Genomic DNA, 18,215 nt, shown 5'->3' with positions numbered 1-18,215 from the left:
CTCCCGGGGCTCAGTCCGCGGCGCCCGCGATGTTGGCGATCATGCCGGTGAAGATGATCCCGTGGAACGGCACCAATGCGTACCAGTACAGCTGCCCGGCGAGTCCCTTCGGAAAGAAGACCGCCCGCTGACGCAGCAGCGTGGTGCCGCCGGGGCGCGGCTCCAGTTCCCACTCCAGCCATGCGCCGCCCGGTGTCCGCATCTCCGCGCGCAACCGCAGCAGTCGAGGGCGCTCGATGCGTTCGACCCGCCAGAAGTCCAGGGCCTCGCCGGTGTACAACACCTGCGGGTCGCGCCGCCCGCGCGCCAACCCGACCCCTCCGGTGAGCCGGTCGAGCCAGCCCCGCACGGTCCAGGCCAGCGGGAACGAGTACCAGCCATGTTCCCCACCGATACCCTCGACCACGCGCCATACCTGCTCGATCGGGGCATCGCAGATCAGACTGCGGTGGTCGGTGTGCACCACCTTCCCGGCCCAGTCCGGGTCCGAGGGCAGGGGATCGGACGGCGCCCGCGTCGGTGACGCGTTGGTCCACGTCGTCTCCACCTCGCCGTTCTCCATACGGGCCAGCGCCAAAGCGACGGCCTCCCGGTAGCCGGTGGTACCGCCGTCCGGCGGTGCGATCACCTCGTCGATATCACTCTCGGCGACCACCGCGTCGGTCCGCAACGACTCGATCAGGGCCCGTCCCAGCGCCGGCGGTATCGGGGTCACCAGCCCGATCCACAGCCCGGCGAGCGTCGGTGTCAGCACCGGGAGGACCAAGATCCGCCGGCGGCGCAGGCCCGCCACATCGGCGTACACCTGCAGCATCTCTCCGTACCGCAGCACGTCGGGCCCGCCGATGTCGAAGGCCCGGCTGCGCGGCAGTGGCGCGGTGGCCGCGGCCAGCAGATAGTGCAGCACGTCGCGGATCGCGATCGGCTGAATGCGGTTGTTCACCCAGCGCGGAGTGGTCATCACCGGCAGCCGGTCGGCCAGGTGGCGGATCATCTCGAACGACGCCGACCCCGACCCGATCACCACTCCCGCCTGCAGCACCAAGGTGGGCACCCCGGAATCGAGGAGGATCTGCCCCACCTGCCGCCGGGACTCCAGGTGCGTGGACAGCTGCTCGGCGGCCGGGTGCAGGCCACCGAGGTAGACGATGCGGTCGACCCCGGCCCGGCGCGCGGCGGCCGCCATGTTCTGCGCACCGCGTCGTTCGGCGTCGGCGAAATCGCCGCCGCCGGCCATCGAATGGACCAGGTAGTACACCACGTCGATGTCCCGGCAGGCGGCGTCGAGAGAAGCCGGGTCGCTCAGGTCGCCGCGCATCACTTCGACGTCCGCGGACCACGGCACATCGCTGATCTTGGCCGGATCCCGGGCCAGCGCGCGGACCCGGTGCCCGGCCGCGAGCAGCCGCGGCGCCAGACGGCCGCCGATGTATCCGGTGGCGCCGGTGACCAACACCCGCAGTCCGGTGGCTTCGGTCTCAGTCATCGCTTCTCCTCACCTCGATCTGGACGGGCGATGAGGATCAGAGGCGGGCCAACGCCCGGCTCATGCTCGTCGCGCCCTTGTCGAGCAGCCGGCGCACACCCAGGCGCAGGAGCGGCTCGGCCCAGCGCAGTCGGCCCTGGAAGTCGAACTGCACGTGGTAGGTGACCACCGAGCCGTCACCGCGCTCGGCCACGCTGATGGTGTCGTGGGCGATGAGGGCGTGGTTCTCGCCCCGGAGCCGGATCGACCGGCCCGGGACCAGGTCGATCACCTCGTAGGTCAGCTCGCTGGTGCGCCCCATGAACTCGGAGGTGTTGGCGTAGCGGGTGCCGACCCCGCCGTCGCCGGTGGTCCGCACCGTACGGATGGTGCCGGGATCCCACTGCTCAGTGTTGCGGAAGTCGGCGAGGTATTCGAAGACCGCTGCCGGGGGTGCCGCGGTGGGTACGTTGCGCTGCATGTCGATCACAAAAGAGCCCTTTCTGTCGAGAGCTATTCGGAGTCCGCAGCGCACCGGATGGGTGCGCGGGTGGGCCTCCTCGACAGCGCCAGCGTCAGGCGGGGTCGGCGTCGCGCTGTCGCCGCGCCACATCCATGGTGCGCGCCAGAAGCTCACCGATCGGCTCACGCTCCGTGAGGAAGCCGTCGTGACCGGCGGTGGAGTGGACCACCTGTAAGCCGTCGACGCAGTTGCCCAGCTCGGCGGCCAGCTCCGCCTGCTGATACAGCGGGTACAGCCGGTCGGAGTCGATGCCCACGACGATGGTCGGCACGGTGCAGGAGTTGAGGGCAGCGGCCACACCGCCGCGTCCGCGCCCGATGTCGTGGCTGTTGAGGACGTCGGTGAGGGCCACGTAGGCCCCCGGATCGAACCGCCGCTTGAGTTTGTCGGCCTGGTATTCGAGGTAGCTGGCGACGGCGTACCGGCCGTCGAGCAGCGGTTTCTCGTCGCCCTGGGGCTTGTTCTCGAAGCGCTCGTCGAGTTCGCCGTCGCTGCGGTAGCAGAGGTGCGCGATGCGGCGGGCGATGCCCATACCGGTCATCGGTGCGCGACCGGAGCCGTAGTAGTCGCCGCCCTGCCAGTCGGGATCGGCGGTGATGGCAGCGATCTGCGTGGTCTGCGTGCCGATCTGGTCTGCCGAGGCGCGGGCACCCACCGCGAGCACCAGCCCGGAATCGCACCGCTCTGGGTGCGAGACGAGCCATTCCAGCGCCCGGGCACCGCCCATGGAGCCGCCGGTCACCGCCGCGAAGCGCGTGATGCCCAGGGACTCGAAGGCCCGGAGTTCGGCGGCGACCAGATCGCGGACGGTCAGCCGCGGGAAACGGGAGCCCCACGGCTCACCGTCCGGTGCGATGCTGCCCGGACCGGTGGACCCGAAACAGCCGCCGATCGCATTCGGGGCGACGACGCACCATTCATCGGTGTCGACGGCTTGCCCCGGACCCACCAGCCCGTCCCACCAGCCGACCATCGAGAAACGGTCGTCCGGCGGGCCGGTGACGTGAGAATTACCGGTCAGGGCGTGCAGTGCGAGGACGATGTTGTCCCGTCGTGCGTTGGGGGTGCCCCAGCGCTGAAAGTTGACGGTCACGTCCGCGAGCCGCCGCCCCGACTCCAGCTCGAGGTCGCCGATCGAGACGTCGACCAGCGACCCGTCCGGACCACTGGTCCAGTCGGGGTCGCTGATCGTCGTGGTCGCGTCGATACTCACCGACACGGCGCGACTCCGTTCGACTGACGATTCACGGCTGCTGTGTCCTAGCCCTTAGCGGCCGCGAAGCCCGTATCGAGGTCGGCGAGGATGTCGTCGATGTTCTCGATGCCCACCGCCAAGCGGATCAGACCGGGGCTGATGCCGGCGGCGGTCAGCTCCTCGTCGCTCAGCTGGCTGTGGGTGGTGGTGGCGGGCTGGATCACCAGGGAGCGGACGTCGCCGATGTTGGCGACATGGCTGTGCAGTTCCAGCGAGTCGACGAACTTGCGGCCGGACTCCTTGCCGCCGACGATCTCGAAGCCGAGCACCGCACCCTGGCCCTTCGGCATGAGCTTCTGGCCGAGCTCGTAGTACGGCGAGGACTCCAGTCCGGCGTAGGTGACCGACTCGACCTGCGGATGGGCCTCGAGGTACGCGGCCACCTTCTGTGCGTTCGCCACGTGACGCTCCACGCGCAGGCTCAGGGTCTCGATGCCCTGGGCCAGCAGGAAGGCGTTGAACGGCGAGATGGCCGAGCCGGTGTCACGCAGCAACTGCACGCGCGCCTTGAGGGCGTAGGCCGGGGCGCCGAGGTCGGCGTACACCACGCCGCCGTAGCTGGGGTCGGGCACGGTGAAGCCCGGGAACAGGCTCTCGCCGTCGCGCTCGACCCGCCAGTCGAAGATGCCGCCGTCGATGATGACACCGCCGATGGAGGTGCCGTGGCCGCCGATGTACTTGGTGGCCGAGTGCACCACGATGTCGGCGCCGTGGGCGAGCGGGTTGAACAGGTACGGCGTCGCGACGGTGTTGTCGACGATGAACGGCAGGCCGGCGCTGTGCGCGACCTCGGCGATCGCCTCGACGTCCAGGATCTGGTTGTGCGGATTGGCGATCGACTCACCGAAGACGGCGCGGGTGTTCGGCTGGATGGCCGCGCGCCACGACTCCGGGTCGTCCGGGTTCTCGACGAACGAGACCTGGATACCGAACTTCGGCAGCGTGTGCGCGAAGAGGTTGTAGGTGCCGCCGTAGATCCGCGGGCTGGAGACGACGTGGCCGCCGTTCTCGACGATGTTCTGGATCGCGTAGGTGGTCGCGGCCTGTCCGGAGGCCAGCAGGAGGGCGGCGACGCCGCCGCCCAGGGCGGCCAGACGCTGCTCGACCGCGTCCTGGGTCGGGTTCATGATGCGCGTGTAGATGTTGCCCGGCTCGGCCAGGGCGAACAGGTTCGCGGCGTGGTCGGTGTCGTCGAAGACGAAGGAGGTGGTCTGGAAGATCGGCAAGGCCCGGGCCTTGGTGTCGCCGACGGTCTGCCCGGCGTGCACCTGAAGGGTCTCGAAGCTCCACTTGTTGGCGTCAGACATAGACGTCAGATCACTTTCTTTCGGTCGGCCGGGCAGGTGCCCGGTAGGGGTCCGACCCTCGGACCCGCGCTTGTCGCCGCGGTGTGTGACGACCAGGTCATCACCCGGAGCACCCCACCGCGGTTGGAGGGTTGCCGTTCAGCGAGCCGGGGCTTGACGCTGACACTCATGACCTGTGCCTCAGGATATAGCACCATCGAAGGACACCGGTAACACCAGGGAGCGCCGTGAGCGTAACTCTGTCCCGGGCGCACAGTTCTGGTAAGGGACCGCCGGAAGCGCGCCGAGAACCGGTATTCGCGCAGGTGCGGGGCGGGATGCGGGGCCGAGTCCCCCGAATGGGTGCTTACGCCGCGACCCAGATCATCGGAAGATGGGCACCGAGGCCGTCCGGCCTCGAGATTCCAGCAGCCGGGGGGCGAACCGCGATGACGATGTCGAGGTGGCAGGTGCGGGCGCGACGGGCCGTGGTCGTGACCGTCGCGGGGGCGGTCATCGGCGCCGGGGCGATACCCGCGGCGATCGGCGGGGTGCACGCCGACCCGGCCGACTGCGGCGGCGGGGCGTTGATCGCCGTCGCCGGCACCAACGACGTCGGGGCCAACCACCTGGTCGGCGCCAAGCAGCGGTACACGGGCAAGAACGCCAACAACACCGACAATCCGGCCAGTCCGTACGCCGGGGCCGGCGCCTACCGGGTGATCACCCCCGAGTTCCCCACCGAACTGTGGCCGGTCGGCTCCGTCGGCTACGACGACGATGTCCGTCGAGGCACCGCGGCCACGGTGGCCGCCATCGCCGAGTATCAGGCCGCATGCCCGGGCAAGCCCGTCACCGTGGTCGGCTACTCCCAGGGCGCGCGCATCGCCGGCGACGTACTCAACGCGGTCGCGACGTCGACGCAGACTCGGACCGTCGACGGGGTGACCTACCGGAAGGTGGTCGACCCGGGTGGGCAGGAGTACTGGATCACCGACGAAGGCCTGAGCGGCGAGCTGTACTCCGACCCGCGCCGGGACGGTCCGGAGAGCGGGCGGGGCATCGAGCAGTCGATCCTCGGGCTTCTCCCCGGGCTCACGATGCGCGGGGCGCGCGAGGGCGGCTTCGGGAGCATTCCGGTGGTCAGCTTCTGCGTGGCCGGTGACGCGATCTGCGACATGCCGGACCCGCTGCACGATCCGCTCGGCGCGCTCGACGCTCTACTCGGCTACTTCACCAAGCACGCGTACTACCCGTGGCGCATGTGGCGGCCGGTGACCGACGCGAACACCTGGACGTGCGCGGCGACGCCTGCGGTCGCGGCGCAGGGCGGCACCGGCACCGTCGACTGCCTGATTCCGGCGAAATCGGCGCTCAGCGGTGTCCGGCAGGACGGGGTGAACCGGGTGCGGGCCGCTCTCGGCCTGGCCCCGCGCGAGGTGATCGACTTCCTCGCCCTGCGGCCGAATCTGAACGGGCTCTTTCCGCACGCCAACCTGTCGGACCTGCAACCGCTGGTGACGCCGGTGCTGAAACTGCTGCCGGAGCTGCCGCAGCTCGGCTACGGCGGCTACCTCCCCAGCGCGCTGCTGTTCTCCGACATCGTCACCGGGCTGCGCGAGGTGAATCTGCCCGCTGTCCTGGGCGGCCTCGGTGGACTGGTGGGCAGCGCCGTCTCGATCGCGGCCATGCCGCTGCGCTTCGTCGAGCATTGGGTCGGTGAATCCGTGAAGGCGGTGCGGGACGGGGTCGACACCGATGGGTCGACCCGCACCCCGGATCTCGTCGCCGTGGCGGCCGACGAGCCGTCGTCGGAGCCGAACACCCTGCTCACTCCGGCGCCGGCGCCGGTGCCGAGCCCGTCGACCTCCCGGCCGTCGGTCGCGGTAGCCGACGCGGAGATTCCGTCCCCGGAACTGTCCGACGACCCGGCAGCCGAACCCGCGGAGCCCTCGACGAGGCAGGAACCGGAGGTCCGACTCTCCGAAGCGGTACCGGCGGCGCCCGCTGCTTGACGGGCGCCGTCGGCCGCTCCGGGGCCCTCGGCGTCGTTTCGGTGGCCGTCAAGTGTGCACCGTGCGCCACGGCGGTCAGATAGTCTGCCCACCCGGGAAAGAATTCCCGCACCCAGACGATCTCATTGATGGTCTCCGGGATATGCGTGTGCACGACGCGGCGAGGTGATGGTCGTCGTGGTGCCGTTGGCCAGGGGTTGGTCGCAGAACACCCCTGCCGCCCGTGCCGAATGGTCGGCGTCGGCGAATTCTGTTCTTCCGTGACCGGTGATGGTCCCTTTCATGGGAAGACATTTCGGCCTCATGTCGGCCAACCCCGACCGGGTCGAGTCAGCCGCTCCCCGATAGGCTGCTGTGCTGTGAAAAGCGCATCGATGACCGTCGCCAGTGTCAACGTCAACGGTGTTCGGGCGGCGGTGAAGCAGCGCAACGAGCGCAACCTCGGCATGCTGCCGTGGCTGACCGAGGCCGACCCCGACGTGGTCCTGCTGCAGGAGATCCGGGCCTCGGAGAAGATCGCGCGGACCGCGCTGGCCCCGGCGCTGGAAGCGGGCTGGCACCTGGTCATGGCCGAGTCGTCGGTGGCCGGGCGATCCGGCGTCGGCGTCCTCTCCAAGACCGAGCCGGCCGCGGTCCGCATCGGCTTCGGCAGCGACGAGTTCGACGGACTCGGCCGCTACCTCGAGGCCGACTTCGGCAGCGGCACCGAGGCGATCACCGTGGCCAGCGTCTACGTGCCGTCCGGGGCCGCGCGCACCGAGAACCCCAAGGACATCGAGAAGCACGACGAGAAGGTGCGTTTCCTCGACGACTTCGGCCCCTACCTCGACGACCTGCTCGGCGCCGGCGGCAACGTGGTGGTGGCCGGCGACTGGAACATCGCCCCCGACGAGCGCGACATCAAGAATTGGAAGGGCAACCTGAAGAACGCGGGTTTCCTGCCGCACGAGCGCGAATGGGTGGCCAAGCGGCTGGCCGCCGGCTGGACCGACGTGGCGCGTGAGCACCACGGTGACGTAGCCGGCCCCTACGCCTGGTGGTCGTGGCGCGGGAAGGCCTTCGACAACGACGCGGGCTGGCGCATCGACTACCACCTGACCACCCCGGGGCTGGCCGGCGCCGTCGAACGGGTGTGGGTGGACCGGGCCGACGCGTACGACCTGCGCTGGTCTGATCACGCACCGGTGACCGCTCGTTTCGCGCGCTGACGGGTTTGCGAGAATGGCTGACATGACCACTCCCACCACTCGGCCGCGCCGAGTCCTGTCCGGAATCCAGCCGACCAGCGACTCGTTCCACCTCGGTAACTACCTGGGTGCGGTACGACAGTGGGTGGCCCTGCAGGACGACTTCGACGAGGCGTTCTACTTCATCCCCGACATGCACGCGATCACCATGCCGCAGGACCCCGCGCAACTGCGCGAACGCACCCTGCGCAGTGTGGCGCAGCTGCTGGCCCTCGGCGTGGACCCGGAGCGCTCGACGATCTACGTCCAGTCGCACATCCCGGAGATCGCGCAGCTCACCTGGGTGCTGCAGTGCCTGACCGGTTTCGGTGAGGCCAGCCGGATGACCCAGTTCAAGGACAAGTCGTCCAAGGGCGGCCTCGAATCGGCCAGCGTCGGCCTGTTCACCTATCCGATCCTGCAGGCCGCCGACATCGTCGCCTTCGACGTCGACGAGGTGCCGGTTGGGGAGGATCAGCGCCAGCACCTGGAACTGACCCGCGACCTCGCGCAGCGCTTCAACTCGCGCTACGGCGAGACGTTCGTGGTGCCCAAGGCCCGCATCGTCAGCGAGTACGCCAAGATCTACGACCTGCAGAATCCCACCGCCAAGATGAGCAAGTCGGCCGATTCGGACGCCGGGCTGATCAACCTGCTCGACGACCCGAAGCGTTCGGCCAAGAAGATTCGCTCGGCGGTCACCGACAGCGGCAGCGAGATCCGTTTCGACCGCGAGGAGAAGCCGGGCGTCTCCAATCTGCTGACCATCCAGGCCGCACTCACCGGTCGCTCGGTCGACGAACTGGTGGAGGGCTACGTCGGCAAGCAGTACGGCCACCTCAAGGTGGACACCGCTGACGCCCTCACCGAATTCGTGACGCCCCTGCGCGGACGCGTCGAGGAACTGCTCGACGATCGCGCGGTGCTGCACGAGGTGCTCGCCGCCGGTGCGGCCAAGGCGCGCACCACTGCGGCCAAGACCCTCGCCGAGGTGTACGAGAAGATCGGCTTTCAGCCCGCGACGCGGTAACGTCGGTTGCCGATGGGACCAATCGTCGCGCGAATCAAAAAGCTCGTGGCGCACGCCGTCGCGCTGTTCGAAGATGCCAAGACGCGGTGGCCGTGGCTGGAGCACCTCCTCGCCACGCTGACCCGCTACGGCGAGCGTCGCGGCAGCACCTACGCGGCGGCCATCGCCTTCACCGGGATCCTCGCGCTGGTCCCCGTCCTGATGGTCACCTTCTCGATCGCCGGCTTCGTGCTGGCCAGCCGTCCGGAGTTGGTGGACACCCTGGTGGATCAGGTGGTCCAGGCGATGCCGGGCCAGTTGGGCGAGACGGTCAGCGACATCATCGCCTCGGCCATCGATTCGCGCGGTGCGGTCGGCCTGATCGGTCTGGCCAGCGCCGCCCTCACCGGCATCGGCTGGATGGGGTTGGTGCGCACCGCGCTCACCGACATGTGGGGCGGCCGCACCAGCACCAACGCGATCCTGGCGAAGGTCAAGGACCTCGGCATGTTCGTCGTACTCGGCCTGGTCTTCGTGCTCACCATCGCGTTGACCGTGGTGGCCACCGGGCCCATCGCCCTCACCGTGACCGACTGGCTGGGGCTGGGCGATCTCAGCGCGCTGCTGCGCCTGGCGTCCCAGGTGATCGCGGTGCTGGGCACCTGGGGACTGTTCATCGTGGTGTTGGCCCGGCTGCCCCGGCACCAGCTTCCGGTGCGGGTGGTGCTCTGGCCGGCGCTGGTCACCACCCTGGTGTTCACCGCGCTCAAGGAACTCGGCGGGCTGTACCTGCGGTCGGTGCTCAGCAGCCCGGCGGGTGCGGCTTTCGGTCCAATCCTGGGCATGCTGGCCTTCGCCTTCCTCGCCTCGCAGATCGTGCTGTACGCGTCGGCGTGGATCGCGGCGAATCCGAGCAACGAACAGTACCGGCTGGTGGATTACACGCGGGAGAACGACGACGAGGAGCGCGAACCGGTCGTCTTGGCCCCGGTGTACGAGCAGGCCGAGGCGCCCAAGGCGCGCGCGCTGCTGACCGCGGCGGGGCTCGGGGCGGCCGCCGCCGGGCTCTACGGCTGGATGCGGCGCGGCCGCTGAGGCGCGCTCAGCGTCGTCGGCGGTGTCGCCGGACCGCCAGCACCACCAGCGACGCCGCGGTCAATCCCAGCACCGCCACCAGAACCAGCTCCAGGGGACCCAGCGCGGCCGCGTCCGTGCCGGAACTCGCCCACGGCTGCTGTCCGGACTCCCCGGACGAGGAGTCGGCGACCCCGGTGTCCAGGGTGCCGACGGAGATGGACCCATCGGCGGCGAAGCCGTAGTCGAGCATCCGGACGGCCTGATCGTGGTAGCTGTTGCCACCCTCGGAGAGCCCGGCCATCTGCACGATCAGCAGGGTGCGACCGTCCTGCTCCACGGCGCCGACGAAGGTCTTGAGCGCGTCATCGGTGTAGCCGGTCTTGCCGCCGAGCACGGTCATGCCGGGCACCCCGTCGCGCAGCAGGGTGTTCGACGTACCCATCAGGTAGGCGGGGTGGTCCTCATCGCCGGGGACGTCCTTGCGGGCCGGGTAGCCGGGGAACTTGTACGACGACAGTCCGATCATCTCCGCGAAGTTCTCATCGGCCATGGCGGCGCGGAAGATCACCGCCAGATCGTAGGGCGAGGTGGACATGCCGGCCGCGTCGAGACCGGACGGGGAGGCCGCGCGGGTGTCCAGGACGCCGAGTTCCTTGGCCTTGGCGTTCATCTTGGCCAGGGCCTCGTCGTAGCCGCCCAGCTCACGGGCCAGCATGTTGGCGCAGTCGTTGCCGGAGACCACGAGCAGCCCGGTCAGGATGTCCCGGACGGTGTACTGCCCGCCCGGCCCGACGCCGCACGCATCGCCTTCCATCGACCAGTCGTTGACGGTCGCGGTGACCGGCGCGGCCAGATCCAGTTGCTCCAGCGCCACCAGTGCCAGCAGCACCTTGATGGTCGACGCCGGTCGGTAGCGTCCGTGCGGGTCCTGCGCGGCGATCACCGCACCGCTGTCCAGGTCGGCGATCAACCATCCCAGCGAGGTCAGGTCGGCGGGGGTGGGACCGGCGGCCGGGTCGGCCACGATCCCGCACTCGCCGAGGCGGTCCCCGCCGATCGGCGGGTCCTGCACCACCAGGGGAGTGGGGGTGGTCTGCCCGGGGGCGACGGTCTCGGAGTCGTCGACGGGCGGCGGCGGGTTGACCGCGTGCGGGCAGGCCTCGGGGGCGGTCTCGGTGGGCAGCACCACCGTCGGAGTGGGGCCCAGCGGGTCGGCGACGGCGGGCGCGGCGAGCACCGCGCCGCCCAGGGCGACGGTGACCGCGATGGACAGCAGGCGTGAAGGTGATGAAGAGCGCATTTGGAGTGAAATTCTAGCCGCCCGGATTTCGGAGCCGACGACAAAGCCCCCGGTCGGCGGGACCGGGGGCTTTCTCGGGGCTGCAGAGTTGGCTTGTTAGCGCGAGAACATCAGGGCGCGCTTGACCTCTTGGATCGCCTGCGTCACCTGGATGCCACGCGGGCAGGCGTCGGTGCAGTTGAAGGTGGTGCGGCAGCGCCACACACCGTCGGCGTCGTTCAGGATGTCCAGACGCTCGATGGTGCCCTCGTCACGGCTGTCGAAGATGAAGCGGTGAGCGTTCACGATCGCGGCCGGGCCGTAGTAGCTGCCCTCGGTCCAGAACACCGGGCAACTTGTGGTGCAGCAGGCGCACAGGATGCACTTGGTGGTGTCATCGAAGCGCGCGCGGTCGGCCTGGCTCTGGATGTACTCGCGGCTGGGCTCGTTGCCGCTGGTGATCAGGAACGGCTTCACGGCGCGGAAAGCGTCGAAGAAGGGCTCCATGTCGACCACGAGATCCTTCTCCACCGGCAGGCCCTTGATGGGCTCGATGGTGATGGTGATCTCTTTGCTGAGGTCCTTGGGCAGCAGGTCCTTCATCAGCAGCTTGCAGGCCAGGCGGTTGACGCCGTTGATCCGCATCGCGTCGCTGCCGCAGATGCCGTGCGCACAGCTGCGTCGGAAGGTGAGGGTGCCGTCCAGGTAACCCTTCACGTACAGCAGCAGCGACAGCAGTCGGTCCGACGGGAGAGCCGGGACGCGGAAGCTCTCGAAGCCCTGCGCATCCGGGTTTTCCGGATTGAAACGGTAGATCTTCAGCGTCACCATGGTGGCTTCCGGCGGCACCGGAGGCACAGAGGCGACATTGTTTTCGACGGTGACAGTCATCAGTACTTCCGCTCCATCGGCTTGTAACGGGTCTGGACGACGGGCTTGTAGTCGAGCTCGATGTCCGAGATCAGGCCGTCGCCCTTCTTGTAGGCCATCGTGTGAACCATGAAGTTCTCGTCGTCGCGGTCCGGGTAGTCCTCGCGAGCGTGACCGCCGCGGGTCTCCTTGCGGTTGATCGCACCGACGACGGTGACCTCCGCGAGCTCCAGCAGGAAGCCGAGCTCGATGGCCTCGAGGAGGTCCGAGTTGAAGCGCTTACCCTTGTCGGTCACGGTGACGTGCTCGTAGCGCGCCTTAAGGGCCCGCACGTCCTTGAGCGCCTGGTTGAGCGTCTCTTCGGTCCGGAACACCGCGGCATTGTCGTTCATGGTCTGCTGCAGCTCGGTACGGATCGTCATGACGTTCTCGTGGCCGTGATCGCTGAGCATCAGCGCGATCCACTCATCGACGCGCGCGGAGGGGTTCTCCTCGAGTTCGGTGAACTCGGCGGCGTTGGCGTATTCGGCGGCGGCGATACCGGCGCGACGACCGAAGACGTTGATGTCCAGCAGCGAGTTGGTGCCCAGACGGTTGGCGCCGTGCACCGAGACGCACGCGCACTCGCCGGCGGCGTACAGGCCGTGGACCACCTGGGTGTTGTTCGCCAGCACCTGGCCGTTGATGTTGGTCGGGATACCGCCCATCACGTAGTGGCAGGTCGGGTAGACCGGGACCAGCTCGGTGACCGGGTCGACGCCCAGGTAGGTGCGCGAGAACTCCATGATGTCCGGCAGCTTGGCCATCAGGGTCTCCTCCGGGATGTGCGTGACATCCAGGAGGACGTAGTCCTTGTTCGGTCCGGCGCCGCGGCCCTCGAGGACCTCCAGGACCATCGAACGGGCGACGATGTCGCGCGGGGCGAGGTCCTTGATGGTGGGGGCGTAGCGCTCCATGAAGCGCTCGCCGTCGGCGTTGCGCAGGATGCCGCCCTCACCGCGGACACCCTCGGTGATGAGGATGCCGAGGCCGGCCAGGCCGGTCGGGTGGAACTGGTGGAACTCCATGTCCTCCAGCGGGAGGCCCTTGCGGAAGATGATGCCCATGCCGTCACCGGTGAGGGTGTGCGCATTGGAGGTCACCTTGTACATGCGGCCCGAGCCGCCGGTGGCGAAGATGATCGACTTCGCGTGGAAGACGTGGATCTCGCCGGTGGCCAGCTCGTAGGCGACGACGCCGTTGGCGACGGGCTCGCCGTTCTCGTCGGTCGTCATGTTCACGTCGAGCGCGTAGAACTCGTTGTAGAACTCGACGTCGTGCTTGACGCAGTTCTGGTACAGCGTCTGCAGGATCATGTGGCCGGTGCGGTCGGCGGCGTAGCAGGCGCGACGCACCGGAGCCTTACCGTGATCGCGGGTGTGACCACCGAAGCGACGCTGATCGATGCGGCCTTCCGGGGTGCGGTTGAACGGCAGCCCCATCTTCTCCAGGTCGAGCACCGCGTCGATGGCCTCCTTGGCCATCAGTTCGGCAGCGTCCTGGTCGACGATGTAGTCGCCGCCCTTGACGGTGTCGAAGGTGTGCCACTCCCAGTTGTCTTCCTCGACGTTCGCGAGGGCGGCGCACATGCCGCCCTGCGCCGCGCCGGTGTGGCTGCGGGTCGGGTAGAGCTTGGTCAGCACCGCGGTGCGGGCACGCGGAGCGGCCTCGATGGCCGCGCGCATTCCGGCACCGCCCGCGCCGACGATGACGACGTCATACCGATGTTCCTGCATGAGTTTCTAATTCTCCTTAGGAGCTGCTGCCGAAGGTGAGGATCGCGTAGGTGCCGAGCACCAGCACCAGGATCATCGAGATCGCCAGGAGGGAGTTGAGCCAGAAGCGGGTGCGGTCGTTGCGCGAGTAGTCCGAGATGACGGTGCGCAGACCGTTGCCGCCGTGCAGCTGAGCGAGCCACAGCATGGTCAGGTCCCAGACCTGCCAGAACGGCTCCTTCCAGCGGGCGGCGACGAAGGACGCGTCGATGCGGTGCACGCCGTCGTCCCAGGCGAGCATGATGAAGACGTGGCCGATGGCCAGGATCACCAGGAGCATGCCGGAGAAGCGCATGAACAGCCATGCCCACTTCTCGAAGTTCGTACGACTCTGCGCGCGCGGGGCGCGGGGCGCGTCAAGGCTCGCCGGACGGTCGTAGTCGGTGGCGATGGTTTTGGCTTCGATAGTCATGTCCCAGCTCCCTTAGAACGCGTGGCTGATGATCAGCTGCAGCAGGCGGACGGCAGCGGCGGTGAAGACCACGGCGAAGACGCCGACGACGGTCCACAGCATCTGACGCTGGTACTTGGGTCCGTTGCCCCAGAAGTCGATCAGGATGACGCGAATGCCGTTGAGGGCGTGCCACAGCAGGCAGAAGACCAGGCCGATCTCCATGAGCCCGATGTACCAGGTCTTGTAGGTGTCGATGATCTCGGTGTACGTGTTCGGGTTCACGCGGATCACCGCGGTGTCGAGCACGTGCACAAACAGGAAGAAGAAGATCGTGACGCCGGTGATACGCTGCAGCACCCAGGCCCACATGCCGGGGTCTCCGCGGTAAAGAGAGCGTTTGCGCACCGGATCCGGTGCGACCTCGGTGGGGGTGCTCATCGCGTTCTACGCCTCCAAAGTGTCAACTGATGAAGTCAGGCCGAGGGCACGCAGGCGCGGACCAAGGACCCAATGACTCCTGACTTTAAACCCATGCTGAGGGTTGTCATAAATCCTTGTAACAATGTGACCGAGACCAGGTCTGCGCATTAGGTTTGCCTAACCTTTCGGAATTTGGGATAAGGGGAGAGAAAATGACGACGGAAATTCACTTCGACGCCCTGCGCGAAGCGGCCCGCGAGGTGATGACCAGGGCCTATGCGCCGTACTCCGGTTTTCCGGTGGGCGCGGCCGCTATCAGCGCGGAAGGTGAACTCGTCGCCGGTTGCAATGTGGAGAATGTCTCATACGGACTCGGCGTGTGCGCGGAAGTCGCGCTGGTCTCGGTGGCGGTTTCCCGCGGCCTCGGCGCGTTGCGGGCGATATCGGTGTGCGACCGGGACGGTCGGGTGCTGACTCCGTGCGGGCGATGCCGTCAGGTGCTGCTGGAATTCGGCGGCCCGGGCCTGATCGTGGACTCGGTGCACGGACCGCGGGCGCTGGCCGAACTGCTCCCGGAGGCCTTCGGGCCCGAGGACCTGGCTGCCGCGGCCGACCGCTCGCGGCGCGACGGCTCGTAACCCCCCGAATCGGTGCGCGCCGTCGGTCTGGATCGACGGGGGGAACCGAAACCGACGGGGTGAACCGTGAGCGATGGTGGGCTGCGTCGGTGGGTAGCGTGGCGTCCATGAATGATCCGGTCAGCATCATCGGTCGCAAGCGGGACGGCGGGGAGCTGTCGACGGCGCAGATCGACGCCGTGGTGGCCGGCTTCACCGCCGGCACGGTGGCGCCGGAGCAGATGTCGGCGCTGGCGATGGCGATCCTGTGGCGCGGCATGAGCCGGCGCGAGATCGCCGATTGGACCGCGGCGATGATCGCCTCCGGCACGCGCATGGACCTGTCCGGACTGCGCCGGGACGGGCGCGCGCTGGCCACCGTGGACAAGCACTCCACCGGGGGAGTGGGCGACAAGATCACCCTGCCGCTCACGCCGCTGATCGCCTCGTTCGGGCTCGCCGTGCCGCAACTGTCCGGCCGCGGGCTCGGGCACACGGGCGGCACGCTGGACAAGCTGGAGGCGATCGCCGGGTGGTCGCCGCAGGTGAGCCCGGACCGACTGCGCGAGCAACTGTCCCGGGTGGGCGCGGTGATCTGCGCCGCGTCCGACGACCTGGCCCCGGCCGACCGCAAGCTGTACGCGCTGCGCGACGTGACCGGCACCGTCGCGTCCATCCCGATGATCGCGGCCTCGATCATGAGCAAGAAAATCGCCGAGGGCACCGGAGCACTGGTGCTCGACGTGAAGGTGGGCTCCGGTGCCTTCATGACCACCTACGAGCGCGCGCATGAATTGGCCGCCACCATGGTGGAGCTCGGCGCCGACGCCGGCGTGCGCACCAGTGCGCTGCTGACGGACATGTCCGCGCCGCTGGGCCGGTCGGCCGGTAACGCGCTGGAGGTGGCCGAGGCGGTGGAGGTGCTGGCCGGCGGCGGACCCGCGGACGTGGTGGAGCTGACCCTGGCGCTGGCGCGCGAGATGCTCGCGGCCGTCGGATACGAGGACGTGGATCCGGCCGACCACCTGGCGGACGGAAGCGCGATGGACACCTGGCGCGCGATGATCGCCGCGCAGGGCGGCGATCCGGACGCGCCACTGCCCCGCGCGCACCACAGCGAGACCGTCTCGGCGCCCGAGTCGGGATTCCTGACCGACTTGGACGCGCTCGCCGTGGGGCAGGCCGCCTGGGAACTGGGCGCCGGTCGTTCGACGCCGGGCGCGGCGGTCTCCGCCGGGGCCGGAGTGACCTGGCACGCCGGACTCGGCGACCGCGTCGTCGCCGGTGCGCCGCTGCTGACGCTGCACGCCGACGACGCGGCACGGTTCGCCGCGGCACGCGGACGGTTGACCGATGCCTTCGCCGTCGCCGCCGAGCGGCCTGCCCTCCCGGCCTCGCGCGTGCTCGGCCGCGTCGGCTAAAAACGAGACCTTCCGGCTCGCCGGGGCGGTCGTCAGGTGCCGCAGAAGGTTTGGAATCCTGCGCTGAACGATGCGGGTGCCGGACCGGCGAGGTCGCTCCACTCGGTCCGTCGATCGAACGGGTGGGTCACCGCGTCCAGCAGTCGTTCGAACGGGGCGAGATCTCCCGCGGTGGCCGCGCGCAGCGCAGCTTCGAGCAGGTGATTGCGGGGGATATAGACGGGATTCACGCGGTCCATCTCGTCGGCGATCTGTCCGGCCGGCACACCCCGGCCGGACAGCGCCGCCCGCCAGCGCGCCAGCCACGGCGCGCTCACGTCGCGGGCGAGCACCTCGTCGAGGGGTGCGGGATCACCGCGCAGTTCCTCGGCGAGTGCGCGGAAGGTTCCGGTCCAGTCGGCTCGGTGGTCCTGCATGAGCGTCAGCAGCTCATCGATCAGCGTCCGGTCGACGGCGGGATCGGTGAGGCCGAGTTTGGCGGCCATCCCGGCCCGGAAGTGTCGGTCGTACGACTCGTCGAATCTCGTCAGCGCGCTGGTCGCCGCGGTGATGGCGTCGTCGGGAACGGGCGACAGGAGCGACAGCAAGGTCTCGGCGAAGCGGGCGAGATTCCACTTCAGTGCGCTGGGTTGGTTGCCGAGTCGGTACCGGCCGCCGTGGTCGATGGAGCTGAAGACCGCGTCTTCGTCGTAGGCGTCGAGGAAGGCGCAGGGGCCGTAGTCGATGGTCTCGCCGGAGATGGTGGTGTTGTCGGTGTTCATCACGCCGTGGACGAATCCGACGAGCATCCATTGCGCCACCAGAGCGGCTTGCCGCTCGACGACCGCCCCCAGGAAGGCCAGGTAGCGGTTGTCCGGACCACTGGCCGGGAGCTCGGCCAGCGCGGGGTAGTGCCGGGCGATGGCGTAATCGGCAAGGGGGACCAGGAGATCGGAGTGGCGTGCGGCCAGTTCGAAGGTTCCTACCCGCAGGTGGCTCGCGGCGACGCGCGCCAGGACCGCACCGGGTTCGGCGCCGTCGCGGTAGACGTTCCGTCCGGTGGCCACCACCGACAAGGATCGGGTGGTGGGGATACCGAGGGCGTGCATGGCCTCGCTGACGAGGTACTCGCGCAGCATGGGCCCGACCACGGCGAAGCCGTCGCCGCCGCGGGAGAACGGTGTGGGGCCCGAACCCTTGAGCTGTAGATCCCAGCGCCGCCCTTCGGCGTCGGAGAGTTCGCCGATCAGCAGTGCCCGGCCGTCGCCGAGGAGCGGCGCGTACCCGCCGAACTGGTGGCCGGCGTACGCCGTGGCCACCGGGACGGCGTCGGCCGGGCTGGCCGCGCCGGAGAGGACTGCGACACCGTCGTCGGTGCACAGGTCAGCGGAGTCCAGGCCCAGCGCTTCGGCGAGGTGGTGGTTCACCACGAGAAGCGTGGGGTCAGGAACGTCGGCGCCCCGCCACGGCGTGGTGAGCGGCGCCAGCGCTGCAGCGAAGGAGTTCTCGAAACCGGCGATCGCAGTACTGGTGCGTGCGGGGGAGGGAGCTGCGGTGGACACGGG

At 68.9% G+C, this 18,215-nt stretch carries 16 protein-coding genes and 1 riboswitch; of the genes, 6 read left to right on the top strand and 10 right to left on the bottom strand.

The window, feature by feature from the left end; all coding sequences use genetic code 11:
- Positions 1 to 10: 10 nt before the first annotated feature.
- The 4 genes from ACFFJD_RS12970 to ACFFJD_RS12955 all read right to left on the bottom strand — a co-directional run bounded on the left by ACFFJD_RS12970 (position 11) and on the right by ACFFJD_RS12955 (position 4,550).
- Positions 11 to 1,486, bottom strand: coding sequence for an SDR family oxidoreductase (locus ACFFJD_RS12970; RefSeq protein WP_382364789.1), 1,476 nt, complete (start codon positions 1,484 to 1,486; stop codon positions 11 to 13).
- 37 nt (positions 1,487 to 1,523) lie between these two features.
- The gene (locus ACFFJD_RS12965) at positions 1,524 to 1,946 is read right to left on the bottom strand and encodes an SRPBCC family protein (RefSeq protein WP_382364787.1); all 423 of its coding nucleotides are present in this window, start codon (positions 1,944 to 1,946) and stop codon (positions 1,524 to 1,526) included.
- 94 nt (positions 1,947 to 2,040) lie between these two features.
- Complete coding sequence (gene metX, locus ACFFJD_RS12960) at positions 2,041 to 3,207, bottom strand: homoserine O-acetyltransferase MetX (protein WP_382364785.1); 1,167 nt, start codon at positions 3,205 to 3,207, stop codon at positions 2,041 to 2,043.
- Between the two features lie 41 nt (positions 3,208 to 3,248).
- Positions 3,249 to 4,550, bottom strand: a complete 1,302-nt coding sequence (locus ACFFJD_RS12955) for a bifunctional o-acetylhomoserine/o-acetylserine sulfhydrylase (RefSeq protein ID WP_382364783.1) — start codon at positions 4,548 to 4,550, stop codon at positions 3,249 to 3,251.
- A 61-nt stretch (positions 4,551 to 4,611) separates the two neighbouring features.
- Positions 4,612 to 4,724, bottom strand: a riboswitch (SAM riboswitch).
- A 254-nt stretch (positions 4,725 to 4,978) separates the two neighbouring features.
- On the opposite strand from ACFFJD_RS12955, the gene ACFFJD_RS12950 reads away from it, so the two are divergent.
- The 4 genes from ACFFJD_RS12950 (at position 4,979) to ACFFJD_RS12935 (ending at position 9,874) form a co-directional block, all read left to right on the top strand.
- Positions 4,979 to 6,544 carry a PE-PPE domain-containing protein gene (locus tag ACFFJD_RS12950; protein ID WP_382364781.1) on the top strand — a complete coding sequence of 522 codons (1,566 nt, stop codon included), beginning with the start codon at positions 4,979 to 4,981 and terminating at the stop codon, positions 6,542 to 6,544.
- A 374-nt stretch (positions 6,545 to 6,918) separates the two neighbouring features.
- Positions 6,919 to 7,752: an exodeoxyribonuclease III gene (locus tag ACFFJD_RS12945; protein WP_382364779.1), complete on the top strand. Its 834-nt coding sequence runs from the start codon at positions 6,919 to 6,921 to the stop codon at positions 7,750 to 7,752.
- A 22-nt stretch (positions 7,753 to 7,774) separates the two neighbouring features.
- Positions 7,775 to 8,800 (top strand): tryptophan--tRNA ligase, encoded by a 1,026-nt coding sequence (gene trpS, locus ACFFJD_RS12940; protein WP_382364777.1) that lies wholly within the window; start codon positions 7,775 to 7,777, stop codon positions 8,798 to 8,800.
- A 12-nt stretch (positions 8,801 to 8,812) separates the two neighbouring features.
- A complete protein-coding gene (locus ACFFJD_RS12935; RefSeq protein WP_382364775.1) occupies positions 8,813 to 9,874 on the top strand; it encodes a YhjD/YihY/BrkB family envelope integrity protein in 1,062 nt (353 codons plus the stop codon).
- Positions 9,875 to 9,881: 7 nt separating this feature from the next.
- On the opposite strand, the gene ACFFJD_RS12930 is transcribed toward ACFFJD_RS12935, so the two are convergent.
- The 5 genes from ACFFJD_RS12930 to sdhC form a co-directional block, all read right to left on the bottom strand.
- The gene (locus ACFFJD_RS12930; protein WP_382364773.1) at positions 9,882 to 11,156 is read right to left on the bottom strand and encodes a D-alanyl-D-alanine carboxypeptidase family protein; all 1,275 of its coding nucleotides are present in this window, start codon (positions 11,154 to 11,156) and stop codon (positions 9,882 to 9,884) included.
- A gap of 96 nt (positions 11,157 to 11,252) precedes the next feature.
- Entirely contained in the window at positions 11,253 to 12,026 is a 774-nt protein-coding gene (locus ACFFJD_RS12925) for a succinate dehydrogenase iron-sulfur subunit (protein WP_382364771.1), read from the bottom strand.
- Complete coding sequence (gene sdhA, locus ACFFJD_RS12920; RefSeq protein WP_382364769.1) at positions 12,026 to 13,780, bottom strand: succinate dehydrogenase flavoprotein subunit; 1,755 nt, start codon at positions 13,778 to 13,780, stop codon at positions 12,026 to 12,028. The genes ACFFJD_RS12925 and sdhA overlap by 1 nt, the downstream gene beginning before the upstream one ends.
- 16 nt (positions 13,781 to 13,796) lie before the next feature.
- Positions 13,797 to 14,231: a succinate dehydrogenase hydrophobic membrane anchor subunit gene (locus ACFFJD_RS12915; RefSeq protein ID WP_382364767.1), complete on the bottom strand. Its 435-nt coding sequence runs from the start codon at positions 14,229 to 14,231 to the stop codon at positions 13,797 to 13,799.
- A 12-nt stretch (positions 14,232 to 14,243) separates the two neighbouring features.
- On the bottom strand, positions 14,244 to 14,651 hold the full coding sequence (gene sdhC / locus ACFFJD_RS12910; protein WP_382364765.1) for a succinate dehydrogenase, cytochrome b556 subunit: 408 nt from the start codon (positions 14,649 to 14,651) through the stop codon (positions 14,244 to 14,246).
- 194 nt (positions 14,652 to 14,845) lie between these two features.
- On the opposite strand from sdhC, the gene ACFFJD_RS12905 reads away from it, so the two are divergent.
- Positions 14,846 to 15,271, top strand: a complete 426-nt coding sequence (locus ACFFJD_RS12905; RefSeq protein WP_382364763.1) for a cytidine deaminase — start codon at positions 14,846 to 14,848, stop codon at positions 15,269 to 15,271.
- 107 nt (positions 15,272 to 15,378) lie between these two features.
- Positions 15,379 to 16,671 carry a thymidine phosphorylase gene (locus tag ACFFJD_RS12900; RefSeq protein ID WP_382364761.1) on the top strand — a complete coding sequence of 431 codons (1,293 nt, stop codon included), beginning with the start codon at positions 15,379 to 15,381 and terminating at the stop codon, positions 16,669 to 16,671.
- Positions 16,672 to 16,703: 32 nt separating this feature from the next.
- Here ACFFJD_RS12900 and ACFFJD_RS12895 read toward each other — a convergent pair whose 3' ends face one another.
- Complete coding sequence (locus ACFFJD_RS12895; protein WP_382364759.1) at positions 16,704 to 18,212, bottom strand: protein adenylyltransferase SelO; 1,509 nt, start codon at positions 18,210 to 18,212, stop codon at positions 16,704 to 16,706.
- Positions 18,213 to 18,215: the final 3 nt, after the last annotated feature.

It is taken from the genome of Gordonia phosphorivorans, from assembly GCF_042432625.1.
GTDB classification, from domain to species: domain Bacteria; phylum Actinomycetota; class Actinomycetes; order Mycobacteriales; family Mycobacteriaceae; genus Gordonia; species Gordonia phosphorivorans.
Note: the sequence above shows the minus strand (reverse complement) of the source record. Positions and strands in the feature narration are given on the sequence as shown.